This is a genomic window from Escherichia sp. F1, from assembly GCF_046764225.1.
Taxonomy (GTDB): domain Bacteria; phylum Pseudomonadota; class Gammaproteobacteria; order Enterobacterales; family Enterobacteriaceae; genus Escherichia; species Escherichia coli.
This window is the reverse complement of record NZ_CP177202.1, coordinates 4,843,110-4,854,875: the sequence shown is the minus strand read 5'-3', so window position 1 is coordinate 4,854,875 and position 11,766 is coordinate 4,843,110. Positions and strand designations below refer to the sequence as shown.

The 11,766-nt window shown below is 49.8% G+C and carries 14 protein-coding genes; 7 read left to right on the top strand and 7 right to left on the bottom strand.

From position 1 onward, the window contains the following. Window positions 1–35: 35 nt before the first annotated feature. Both ACK8NJ_RS23220 and ACK8NJ_RS23215 read right to left on the bottom strand, forming a co-directional pair. Window positions 36–938 (bottom strand): SAM hydrolase/SAM-dependent halogenase family protein, encoded by a 903-nt coding sequence (locus ACK8NJ_RS23220; protein WP_032352757.1) that lies wholly within the window; start codon window positions 936–938, stop codon window positions 36–38. 82 nt (window positions 939–1,020) lie between these two features. Next, on the bottom strand, window positions 1,021–1,785 hold the full coding sequence (locus ACK8NJ_RS23215; RefSeq protein WP_137660041.1) for a phosphodiester glycosidase family protein: 765 nt from the start codon (window positions 1,783–1,785) through the stop codon (window positions 1,021–1,023). Between the two features lie 161 nt (window positions 1,786–1,946). Here ACK8NJ_RS23215 and ysgD point away from each other — a divergent pair, with 161 nt between their 5' ends. Together ysgD and corA are read left to right on the top strand one after the other, a co-directional pair. Then, window positions 1,947–2,003, top strand: a complete 57-nt coding sequence (gene ysgD, locus ACK8NJ_RS23210) for a protein YsgD (protein ID WP_211180520.1) — start codon at window positions 1,947–1,949, stop codon at window positions 2,001–2,003. 151 nt (window positions 2,004–2,154) lie between these two features. After that, a complete protein-coding gene (gene corA, locus ACK8NJ_RS23205; protein WP_000947159.1) occupies window positions 2,155–3,105 on the top strand; it encodes a magnesium/cobalt transporter CorA in 951 nt (316 codons plus the stop codon). A 40-nt stretch (window positions 3,106–3,145) separates the two neighbouring features. On the opposite strand, the gene ACK8NJ_RS23200 is transcribed toward corA, so the two are convergent. The 4 genes from ACK8NJ_RS23200 to yigI form a co-directional block, all read right to left on the bottom strand. Further along, entirely contained in the window at window positions 3,146–3,526 is a 381-nt protein-coding gene (locus tag ACK8NJ_RS23200) for a DUF2628 domain-containing protein (protein ID WP_000032587.1), read from the bottom strand. Between the two features lie 13 nt (window positions 3,527–3,539). Further along, window positions 3,540–3,920, bottom strand: coding sequence for a protein YigG (gene yigG, locus ACK8NJ_RS23195; RefSeq protein ID WP_021521448.1), 381 nt, complete (start codon window positions 3,918–3,920; stop codon window positions 3,540–3,542). Window positions 3,921–4,014: 94 nt separating this feature from the next. Continuing rightward, window positions 4,015–4,905, bottom strand: coding sequence for an EamA family transporter RarD (gene rarD, locus ACK8NJ_RS23190; protein WP_000339094.1), 891 nt, complete (start codon window positions 4,903–4,905; stop codon window positions 4,015–4,017). A 51-nt stretch (window positions 4,906–4,956) separates the two neighbouring features. Beyond that, window positions 4,957–5,424: an acyl-CoA thioesterase YigI gene (gene yigI, locus ACK8NJ_RS23185; protein WP_001277142.1), complete on the bottom strand. Its 468-nt coding sequence runs from the start codon at window positions 5,422–5,424 to the stop codon at window positions 4,957–4,959. A gap of 164 nt (window positions 5,425–5,588) precedes the next feature. Here yigI and pldA point away from each other — a divergent pair, with 164 nt between their 5' ends. The 3 genes from pldA (at window position 5,589) to rhtC (ending at window position 9,104) form a co-directional block, all read left to right on the top strand. Further along, on the top strand, window positions 5,589–6,458 hold the full coding sequence (pldA, locus tag ACK8NJ_RS23180; RefSeq protein WP_001259694.1) for a phospholipase A: 870 nt from the start codon (window positions 5,589–5,591) through the stop codon (window positions 6,456–6,458). 132 nt (window positions 6,459–6,590) lie between these two features. Next, on the top strand, window positions 6,591–8,420 hold the full coding sequence (gene recQ / locus ACK8NJ_RS23175) for an ATP-dependent DNA helicase RecQ (RefSeq protein ID WP_000035581.1): 1,830 nt from the start codon (window positions 6,591–6,593) through the stop codon (window positions 8,418–8,420). 63 nt (window positions 8,421–8,483) lie between these two features. Next, window positions 8,484–9,104: a threonine export protein RhtC gene (rhtC, locus tag ACK8NJ_RS23170; protein WP_000928829.1), complete on the top strand. Its 621-nt coding sequence runs from the start codon at window positions 8,484–8,486 to the stop codon at window positions 9,102–9,104. Window positions 9,105–9,165: 61 nt separating this feature from the next. On the opposite strand, the gene rhtB is transcribed toward rhtC, so the two are convergent. Further along, entirely contained in the window at window positions 9,166–9,786 is a 621-nt protein-coding gene (gene rhtB, locus ACK8NJ_RS23165) for a homoserine/homoserine lactone efflux protein (protein WP_000171710.1), read from the bottom strand. A gap of 110 nt (window positions 9,787–9,896) precedes the next feature. Here rhtB and pldB point away from each other — a divergent pair, with 110 nt between their 5' ends. Together pldB and yigL are read left to right on the top strand one after the other, a co-directional pair. Continuing rightward, window positions 9,897–10,919 carry a lysophospholipase L2 gene (pldB, locus tag ACK8NJ_RS23160; RefSeq protein ID WP_336477550.1) on the top strand — a complete coding sequence of 341 codons (1,023 nt, stop codon included), beginning with the start codon at window positions 9,897–9,899 and terminating at the stop codon, window positions 10,917–10,919. A 7-nt stretch (window positions 10,920–10,926) separates the two neighbouring features. Next, window positions 10,927–11,727: a sugar/pyridoxal phosphate phosphatase YigL gene (yigL, locus tag ACK8NJ_RS23155; RefSeq protein WP_000285355.1), complete on the top strand. Its 801-nt coding sequence runs from the start codon at window positions 10,927–10,929 to the stop codon at window positions 11,725–11,727. The last annotated feature ends 39 nt before the right edge of the window (window positions 11,728–11,766 follow it).

Below are 11,766 nucleotides of genomic sequence, written 5' to 3'. Positions count from 1 at the left end.
ATGCGGTGCGCCACACCGCATTCCGCATCAGCACCTTACTTAGCGCACTTCTTCACATCAATATTCCAGTCAGCACCAGACGCAACCTGATGTTTCTGCGCAAAATTATCCATATTCAGCGCCACGGAAACATTCAATAAGCTGTTCAGATACACCATCGGCTGGCCTTCCGGCACATCGCCGAAGCTTGCGACATACGGTATTTTCCCTGCGTATTTTTGCTGGGAACCTTCGGAAATGGTCACACACAACGTGTCATTGAGTTTGATTCCTGCCTGATTCAGCAACTCGTCGCTGATATTGCTCCAGACGTTGCCGTACTGAATATCGAGAATCGGGATATTGCCCTTCACTTCACCTTTTGTTGCTTTTGCTTTCTGATAAGAAAGTTCGACAACTTTTGCAGGAAGCTCTGGCCCCACCTGTTCGAACGTGATCGCTCCGGAAGCCAGACGCGCACCGGTGTAGGCATATACATCGCGACCATGGAAGGTATATGACTTTTCAGAACCTTTCAGGCGGTTAGCTTTTTCGTCGATTTCCCGGACGCTATCAATACCCAGAGTTTGTGCCACCAAAGTGAGCGTACCGTTATCTGGTGAAACGAAGTATTGACCGTTTTTGGTTTTCAGCACTACCGATTTACGGTCAGTGCCTACGCCCGGATCGACCACGCTAACAAACACCGAACCTTGCGGCCAGTAACTGGCAGTCTGATACAGGCGATAAGCGCCTTCCCAGATGTTATACGGTGGAATTTCGTGTGTTAAATCAAAGATTTTAAGATTATGGTCAACGCCGAATGCGACCCCTTTCATCGCCGAGACGGCACCATCTTTCAGGCTAAAATCAGTTTGTAAAATCAAAGCGTTATCCGCATAGGCGGATGATGATCCCAGACACGTTAATAAAAATAACGTTGCGAGCGTTTTTTTCATTTTTGTTTCCCTTCATTTATCTGATGATTTTCCAGCTGTGTAGCCAGTCCCAGTTTGTCTGGCCTCCTCGAGTGTACAATGCTTAACCTTTCCGCTCGACGGAAATCATGGTAACAAAAGGATAGCGTTGCAACGGGATTGCCCCGCCTTTCATATACATATGTGAAATTGTGCCATCAAGATAAAGCAGCTGCTCAACGTTCAGTTTCGCTTTGGCATAGCAGGCAAAATCATAAAAATTTGTCGCCTGCTGGCTCAACAAAAACACGGCGTTCCCTTGTTTATTAATCCCTACACCGTTACGAATTTTACGCGAGGCAACATTCGGGTGAATGCGTGGATTAATTACGCCGTTTTCTAATAACATTGGCCCTGACTGCACCGCAAACTGAATCTCTTTACTGGTTTTAAAGGCATCCAGACGAACGATGCCGACTTTATCTCCCGCGACATAAAACACGCCGCCAGGACGAATAAAGAAATTTCCTTCACCTGAAGCGAGATTTAACGCCACCTTCTGCTGACCGTTTTCGATGTACAAACCGAGCGGCGCATAGCTTTCATCATAGATGCCGCCGTTCATCGCCATCTGCACCTGACCCTGACTATTAATATCCGCCAGCAGAGCATGTAACGTTCCCCACGCTTCGCCATTGGCTTTTTGCCAGTACATTTTCACCCGCTCTGTTTGAGGATTAACGGTATACGCCTGTACGGTCAGCGTCGGATCTGAGAGTGCGCAATCATCAGCGGCAACAGCAAACAAGGGAAGTAAGGTGAGGGCGAGAAAAATCCGTTTGAGATTCAAGGTGATCATTCCTTTACCAATGAGTAGCCGATGCGCCATTATAGGTCCTGGATGTGGGATTTTTTTATCCTGTTAGCGACCTTGACGAGTACCAAAAAGCGCGAAGTTCAACTATTGTTCTGTGGTGTTCTGTTGCGTGTTGACGGCAAAATTTTGCTGGCGTAACATGCGCGCACGATCACTCTAAGAGGACATTCGCCTTGGACACACCCAGTAGATACTGGCTCACTATCCTGTCATCCAGGATCAACTCCTAAGGCTATCCCTTTTTGCTGATAGCCTTAGCGGTTGTCAGCGACCTCAATTTTTCCCGTCGCGCTGAGTCAGGCTGTTTAATGGTCTGAAACCCAATTTGTTTCTGTGTGCCCACCGAACTGTCCGATATTTTAAGCATTGGGAGTCCCGGTCATGCTGAGCGCATTTCAACTGGAAAATAACCGACTGACCCGGCTGGAAGTCGAAGAGTCACAACCCCTTGTAAATGCAGTATGGATTGATCTTGTCGAACCGGACGACGACGAGCGACTGCGCGTACAATCTGAACTTGGCCAGAGCCTGGCAACCCGCCCGGAACTGGAAGACATCGAAGCATCGGCACGTTTCTTTGAAGACGATGACGGCCTGCATATTCACTCCTTCTTCTTCTTTGAAGATGCGGAAGATCACGCCGGTAACTCCACTGTGGCATTTACCATCCGTGATGGTCGTCTGTTTACTCTGCGTGAGCGTGAACTGCCTGCATTCCGTCTGTATCGTATGCGTGCCCGTAGCCAGTCGATGGTAGACGGTAATGCCTACGAGCTGCTGCTGGATCTGTTCGAAACCAAAATCGAACAGTTGGCAGATGAAATTGAAAATATCTACAGCGACCTGGAGCAGTTGAGCCGGGTAATTATGGAAGGGCATCAGGGCGATGAGTACGACGAGGCGCTCTCCACGCTGGCGGAACTGGAAGATATCGGCTGGAAAGTTCGCCTGTGTCTGATGGATACCCAGCGTGCGCTCAACTTCCTGGTGCGTAAGGCGCGTTTACCGGGCGGGCAACTAGAGCAGGCGCGTGAAATCCTGCGAGATATCGAATCCCTGCTGCCGCATAACGAATCTCTGTTCCAGAAGGTGAACTTCCTGATGCAGGCGGCGATGGGCTTTATCAACATCGAGCAGAACCGCATCATCAAAATCTTCTCGGTGGTATCCGTCGTGTTCCTGCCGCCAACGCTGGTTGCTTCCAGCTACGGGATGAACTTTGAGTTTATGCCGGAACTGAAGTGGAGTTTCGGCTACCCTGGCGCGATTATCTTTATGATCCTCGCGGGCCTGGCACCGTATCTGTACTTTAAGCGGAAGAACTGGTTGTAAAAAGAAGGCGGTGGCTTAGCCTGGCTAAGCCACCTGTTATTCAAAGGCTCCAGGTATTTAACCCTTTTACCTCTTTCTCATAAAACCATTTGTTCGTGTTAACAGCAACATAGGCTGCTACGGCAATTCCCAGAATGTTAACGCCAATTAGTGCACCAACAAATAGAGATAGAATGCCAAGTAATAGAACTATAATTGCTTTTTTCCATAATCCCAGAACAAATAAATAGATCCAGGAGCAGAAGAAAGCAATGAAATTCATTTGAATAGTTAATCGTTGTCTTACTTTTAATGTTTTAAATGCTGCTTTATATTCTGGTGTTGCCCCCCAGAATCCAGGAAAGCCATGTTGATCATAAAAATTAAATCGGTATTTCCATTTTTCACTTAATGAACCATCGTTCATATATTCCTTACTCATAAATACTCCATAACTATTGTTTTGATGAATCAGTAGGTGCAAGCATTAGCATACTGAAAGTGGAAAAATAACAAATCAAAAAAATCATCGAACCATTGCCTGAACAATCAAAATGTTCGGCTATCATTGTGATGATAGAGATGATATATACTGCTAATGTACCAAAAACATAAGTTTTTATATATATGAAACCACTATCACGGAGTCGTTGGCAATTCATGTTGATGACGAGATAATGGAGTGCGATGGTAGAGACAATAACAAGAAAACCTGCGTCCCCATCGTTAAAAAAGATAATAAGAAAGGCAAAAATGAAATTTATTAAAATAAATGAAAATATATAACGACGTCTGGAAATCTTACCGTTAGATGTTGGGATAAATATACGCAACATAAATTTTACATCCTTGTGTGAGTCTCCTGTCAGCATGGCAATATGCCCACTCTCATGCAAGAGTCGGCATATTTTTTCAGAATATATTTATTTTTTATTTGGACGTTCTACGCTGCGTATAAATCGCATCCATCACAAAAATTGCCAGCGCCACCCAAATAAAGGCGAAGGTCACCATCTTATCGGCACCCGGTTTTTCACCATAAAACGTCACAGCCAGCAGGAACATCAGCGTCGGGCCAATGTACTGAAAAAAGCCTAACGTTGAGAGACGCAGGCGTGTCGCAGCCGCAGTAAAACACAACAGCGGTACGGTAGTGACAATACCGGCGGCGATCAGCAGTAAATTCAGCGACATCGGGTTTTGCCCCATATGGCTGGTTGCGCTGTCGGCAATAGCAAACAGGTAAATCGCCGCCACGGGCAGCAACCACATAGTTTCGATTAACATGCCGGTTTGCGCTTCAACAGCAATCTTCTTGCGTACCAGGCCGTAGAAGGCAAAACTAAACGCCAGCCCCAGCGCGATAATCGGCAGTGAACCAAAAGTCCACAACTGAACCAACACGCCACATATCGCCAGAATCACCGCCAGCCATTGCATCCGGCGGAATCGCTCGCCGAGGAAAATCATCCCCAGCACAATGTTCACCAGCGGGTTAATAAAGTAACCAAGGCTCGCTTCCAGCATATGGTGATTGTTCACCGCCCAGATAAACAGTAGCCAGTTGCCACCAATCAGCACGGCAGAGACTGCCAGCATAAAAATTTTCTGTGGCGTCTGAATCAGCGTTTTTAAATAGGACCACTGGCGGCAAATGCTCATCAGCACCACCATAAAGAAAAACGACCAGATCACGCGATGCGTCAGGATCTCATCGGCGGGCACGTAGTAAATCAGCTTGAAGTACGCTGGCGCAATACCCCAAATAAAATAAGCGGCAAGAGCGAGTAATACGCCCTGCCGCGTTTGTTTTGCATCCATCGGGAATACTCATTTTTAATTGGTAACAGCAGTTTACCTGCTTTTACGTTATCAACCTACCATATAGGTGGCTGTAGCACTGGCAATATAAAGCTGTTCTTCATTGTGTAATTCAACGCGGGCGACGGCGACTTTATTGCCTGCACGTAACAGGCTACTGGTAGCAGTAAAACGCTCGCCTCTGCCTGGGCGCAGATAATCGACGCGAAGATCAATGGTCCCCATCCGCGATAGCCGCTGGCGTAGTTCATCTTCACTGATGGTTTCGTGGCGGGTTAAGGTACTTCCCACGCACACCAGACCTGCGGCGACATCCAGCGCCGACGCAATGACCCCGCCGTGCAAAATGCTTTGCGCCCAGTTACCCACCATCATTGGCTGATTTTTAAAGGCCAGCTGTGCGAACTCTTTTTCGTAACGCTCCAGTTCCATCCCCAATGCGCGGTTAAATGGCATGTGATAAACAAACATCTCACCCACTAATTTCAGGGCTTGTTCAGCGGTCAGTACGGCAGACATATCATCCTTACACTTCATTAGTTAATGAAATGTTGATTTTATGCTTCTTTGTTGTTGGTTTCTACTTTAGGAAGGGATAACTAACGGCTATGGAGTTAAGTATGTAAAATAGCCCGCAGAAAAATATTCACCTTATCAATAATTCGTTACGGAGAACACGAGCGATGCGGACTCTGCAGGGCTGGTTGTTGCCGGTGTTTATGTTGCCTATGGCAGTATATGCACAAGAGGCAACGGTGAAAGAGGTGCATGACGCGCCAGCGGTGCGTGGCAGTATTATCGCCAATATGCTGCAGGAGCATGACAATCCGTTCACCCTTTATCCTTATGACACCAACTACATCATCTATACCCAAACCAGCGATCTGAATAAAGAAGCGATTGCCAGTTACGACTGGGCGGAAAATGCGCGTAAGGATGAAGTAAAGTTTCAGTTGAGCCTGGCGTTTCCGCTGTGGCGTGGGATTTTAGGCCCGAACTCGGTGTTGGGTGCGTCTTATACGCAAAAATCCTGGTGGCAACTGTCCAATAGCGAAGAGTCTTCACCGTTTCGTGAAACCAACTACGAACCGCAATTGTTTCTCGGTTTTGCCACCGATTACCGTTTTGCAGGTTGGACGCTGCGCGATGTGGAGATGGGGTATAACCACGACTCTAACGGGCGTTCAGACCCGACCTCCCGCAGCTGGAACCGCCTTTATACTCGCCTGATGGCAGAAAACGGTAACTGGCTGGTAGAAGTGAAGCCGTGGTATGTGGTGGGTAATACTGACGATAACCCGGATATCACCAAATATATGGGTTACTACCAGCTTAAAATCGGTTATCACCTCGGTGATGCGGTATTGAGTGCGAAAGGACAGTACAACTGGAACACGGGCTACGGCGGCGCGGAGTTAGGCTTAAGTTACCCGATCACCAAACATGTGCGCCTTTATACTCAGGTTTACAGCGGCTATGGCGAATCGCTCATCGACTATAACTTCAACCAGACCCGCGTTGGTGTAGGGGTTATGCTAAACGACTTGTTTTGATGAACGGTTGAGTGGTTGGCAAATCTGGAATCCAGTATCCAGGATTACCCTCTCAGAGACTAAAAGCATTGCAGTTTCTCGCGCAGGCGCTGAAAATAGCGCCTGTTTTTATTTCAGGCAATCGGGGTGAATGTGGCGCAGGCGGAAGTGTTGAATCTGGAGTCCGGAGCTAAACAGGTTTTACAAGAAACCTTTGGCTACCAACAGTTTCGCCCCGGCCAGGAAGAAATTATCGACACTGTGCTTTCCGGCCGCGATTGCCTCGTCGTCATGCCCACTGGTGGCGGAAAATCCCTTTGCTATCAAATCCCTGCCTTATTGCTAAACGGCCTTACCGTGGTTGTTTCACCGCTGATTTCGTTGATGAAAGATCAGGTGGATCAACTGCAAGCCAACGGCGTGGCGGCGGCGTGCCTTAACTCGACGCAAACCCGCGAGCAGCAACTTGAAGTGATGACAGGCTGTCGCACCGGGCAAATCCGCCTGCTTTATATCGCGCCGGAACGTCTGATGCTGGATAACTTTCTTGAGCATCTGGCGCACTGGAATCCGGTGTTATTAGCCGTTGATGAAGCGCACTGTATCTCCCAATGGGGTCACGATTTCCGCCCGGAATACGCTGCCCTCGGTCAGCTGCGTCAGCGTTTTCCGACGCTGCCGTTTATGGCGCTGACTGCCACCGCCGACGACACCACGCGGCAGGATATCGTGCGCCTGCTGGGGCTGAACGATCCGCTGATTCAAATTAGCAGTTTTGACCGTCCGAATATTCGCTACATGTTGATGGAGAAGTTCAAACCTCTCGATCAGCTGATGCGCTACGTGCAGGAACAACGCGGTAAGTCGGGGATTATTTACTGTAATAGTCGTGCGAAAGTAGAAGACACCGCCGCGCGTCTGCAAAGCAAGGGAATTAGCGCGGCGGCCTATCATGCCGGGCTGGAAAATAATGTTCGCGCTGATGTGCAGGAGAAATTCCAGCGCGATGACCTGCAAATTGTGGTGGCGACGGTGGCGTTCGGCATGGGCATCAATAAACCAAACGTCCGCTTCGTGGTCCACTTTGATATTCCGCGCAATATCGAATCCTATTATCAGGAAACCGGTCGCGCCGGGCGTGATGGCCTGCCCGCGGAAGCGATGCTGTTTTACGATCCGGCGGATATGGCGTGGCTACGCCGTTGTCTGGAAGAGAAGCCGCAGGGGCAATTGCAGGATATCGAGCGCCATAAACTCAATGCGATGGGCGCGTTTGCCGAAGCGCAAACTTGCCGTCGTCTGGTGCTGCTGAACTACTTTGGCGAAGGGCGGCAGGAGCCGTGCGGGAACTGCGATATCTGCCTCGATCCGCCGAAACAATACGATGGTTCAACCGATGCTCAGATTGCCCTTTCCACCATTGGTCGTGTGAATCAGCGGTTTGGGATGGGTTATGTGGTGGAAGTGATTCGTGGCGCTAATAACCAGCGTATCCGCGACTATGGTCATGACAAACTGAAAGTCTATGGCATGGGCCGTGATAAAAGCCATGAACATTGGGTGAGCGTGATCCGCCAGCTGATTCACCTCGGCCTGGTGACGCAAAATATTGCCCAGCATTCTGCCCTACAACTGACAGAGGCTGCGCGTCCGGTGCTGCGCGGCGAATCCTCTTTGCAACTTGCCGTGCCACGTATCGTGGCACTCAAACCGAAAGCGATGCAGAAATCCTTCGGCGGCAACTACGATCGCAAACTGTTCGCCAAATTACGCAAACTGCGTAAATCGATTGCCGATGAAAGCAATGTCCCGCCGTACGTGGTGTTTAACGACGCGACCTTGATTGAGATGGCTGAACAGATGCCGATCACCGCCAGCGAAATGCTCAGCGTTAACGGCGTTGGTATGCGCAAGCTGGAACGCTTTGGCAAACCGTTTATGGCGCTGATTCGTGCGCATGTCGATGGTGACGACGAAGAGTAGTCAGCAGCATAAAAAAGTGCCAGGATGAAGACTTCGTAAACGTTTCCCCCGCGAGTCTAATGTATGTTGATGTTATTCCTCACCGTCGCCATGGTGCACATTGTGGCGCTTATGAGCCCCGGTCCCGATTTCTTTTTTGTCTCTCAGACCGCTGTTAGTCGTTCCCGTAAAGAAGCGATGATGGGCGTGCTGGGCATTACCTGCGGCGTAATGGTTTGGGCTGGGATTGCGTTGCTTGGCCTGCATTTGATTATCGAAAAAATGGCCTGGCTGCATACGCTGATTATGGTGGGCGGTGGCCTGTATCTCTGCTGGATGGGTTACCAGATGCTACGTGGTGCACTGAAAAAAGAGGCTGTATCTGCGCCTGCACCACAGGTTGAGCTGGCGAAAAGCGGGCGCAGTTTCCTGAAAGGCTTACTGACCAATCTCGCCAATCCGAAAGCGATTATCTATTTTGGTTCGGTATTCTCATTGTTTGTCGGCGATAACGTCGGTACCACCGAGCGCTGGGGCATTTTCGCGTTGATTATTGTCGAAACACTGGCGTGGTTTACCGTCGTTGCCAGCCTGTTTGCCCTGCCGCAAATGCGCCGTGGTTATCAACGTCTGGCGAAGTGGATTGATGGTTTTGCCGGGGCGTTATTTGCCGGATTTGGCATTCATTTGATTATTTCGCGTTGATGCCAGACGCGTCATCAGAGTAAGTCGGATAAGGCGTTTACGCCGCATCCGACATTATTTTTCACGCATGCCTCGCCGATGCTAACAGCGCTCCCACCAGCATAAACAACGAGCCGAAAATCTTATTCAGCGCCTTCATCTGCTTTGGTCCTTTAATCCATAGAGCAATCCGTTGAGCAAGGGTGGCGTAACCGATCATCACAATAATATCGACCACAATAGTGGTGACGCCGAGCACGATATACTGCATCAGTTGTGGTTGCTGCGGCATGATGAATTGCGGAAATAGCGCTGCCAGAAACACAATACTTTTGGGATTGGTAAGATTCACAAACACTGCGCGCTGGAACAAATGTCGGCGCGATTGAGTAGAGGCTAGCGATTTAAGGTCAATTGCACCAGCGGCGCGCCATTGCTGTATTCCCAGCCAAATCAAGTAAGCTGCGCCTGCCCACTTCAACACTTCAAACGCAATCACTGAGCGGGAAAATAGCGTCCCCAACCCCACGCCAACCAGCACAATATGAATCGCCAGTCCGGTCTGAAGCCCAGCAATAGACGCCACCGCGCCGCGATAACCGTGGTTGAGCGAGGTGGTCATGGTGTTGATTGCGCCAGAGCCTGGCGACAGGCTTAAAATGATCGATGTCAGCAGGTAGGCAAACCACCATTCTAAGGTCATGATGAACTCCCGGTGTGTCTATTTTTGTGCCACAATACGCTACTGTCGCAGCGTTGTGTCAGGCACGCTTAAAAAAACGATTTTACGTGGTTTAAGAGGCAGATTACCCGATGTTTCAGCAGCAAAAAGACTGGGAAACAAGAGAAAACGCGTTTGCTGCTTTTACCATGGGACCGCTGACTGATTTCTGGCGTCAGCGTGATGAAGCAGAATTTACTGGTGTGGATGACATTCCGGTGCGCTTTGTCCGTTTTCGCGCACAGCACCATGACCGGGTGGTAGTCATCTGCCCGGGGCGTATTGAGAGCTACGTAAAATATGCGGAACTGGCCTACGACCTGTTCCATTTGGGGTTTGATGTCTTAATCATCGACCATCGCGGGCAGGGACGTTCCGGTCGCCTGTTAGCCGATCCACATCTCGGGCATGTTAATCGCTTTAATGATTATGTTGATGATCTGGCGGCATTCTGGCAACAGGAGGTTCAGCCCGGTCCGTGGCGTAAACGCTATATACTGGCGCACTCGATGGGCGGTGCGATCTCCGCATTATTTCTGCAACGCCATCCAGGTGTATGTGACGCCATTGCGCTAACTGCGCCAATGTTTGGGATCGTGATTCGTATGCCGTCATTTATGGCACGGCAGATCCTCAACTGGGCCGAAGCGCATCCACGTTTCCGTGATGGCTATGCAATAGGCACCGGGCGCTGGCGCGCGTTGCCGTTTGCTATCAACGTACTGACCCACAGCAGACAGCGCTATCGACGTAACTTACGCTTCTATGCTGATGATCCAACGATTCGCGTCGGTGGGCCGACCTACCATTGGGTACGCGAAAGTATTCTGGCTGGCGAACAGGTGTTAGCCGGTGCGGGTGATGACGCCACGCCAACGCTTCTCTTGCAGGCTGAAGAGGAACGCGTGGTGGATAACCGCATGCACGACCGTTTTTGTGAACTCCGCACCGCCGCGGGCCATCCTGTCGAAGGAGGACGGCCGTTGGTAATTAAAGGTGCGTACCATGAGATCCTTTTTGAAAAGGACGCAATGCGCTCAGTCGCGCTCCACGCCATCGTTGATTTTTTCAACAGGCATAACTCACCCAGCGGAAACCGCTCTACAGAGGTTTAAATTTCTTATGTACCAGGTTGTTGCGTCTGATTTAGATGGCACGTTACTTTCTCCCGACCATACGTTATCCCCTTACGCCAAAGAAACTCTGAAGCTGCTCACCGCGCGCGGCATCAACTTTGTGTTTGCGACCGGTCGTCACCACGTTGATGTGGGGCAAATTCGCGATAATCTGGAGATTAAGTCTTACATGATTACCTCCAATGGCGCGCGCGTTCACGATCTGGATGGCAATCTGATTTTTGCTCATAACCTGGATCGCGACATTGCCAGCGATCTGTTTGGCGTAGTCAACGACAATCCGGACATCATTACTAATGTTTATCGCGACGACGAATGGTTTATGAATCGCCATCGCCCGGAAGAGATGCGCTTTTTTAAAGAAGCGGTGTTCAAATATGCGCTGTATGAGCCGGGATTACTGGAGCCGGAAGGCGTCAGCAAAGTGTTCTTCACCTGCGATTCCCATGAACAACTTCTGCCGCTGGAGCAGGCGATCAACGCTCGCTGGGGCGATCGCGTCAACGTTAGTTTCTCTACCTTAACCTGTCTGGAAGTGATGGCGGGCGGCGTGTCGAAAGGTCATGCGCTGGAAGCGGTGGCGAAGAAACTGGGCTACAGCCTGCAAGATTGCATTGCCTTTGGCGATGGCATGAACGACGCCGAAATGCTGTCGATGGCGGGGAAAGGCTGCATTATGGGCAGTGCGCACCAGCGTCTGAAAGATCTGCATCCGGAACTGGAAGTGATTGGTACTAACGCCGAGGACGCAGTGCCGCATTATCTGCGTAAGCTCTATTTATCGTAATCGTTCTTTATTTGGTCAGTTGTCAACCTGATACTTCGC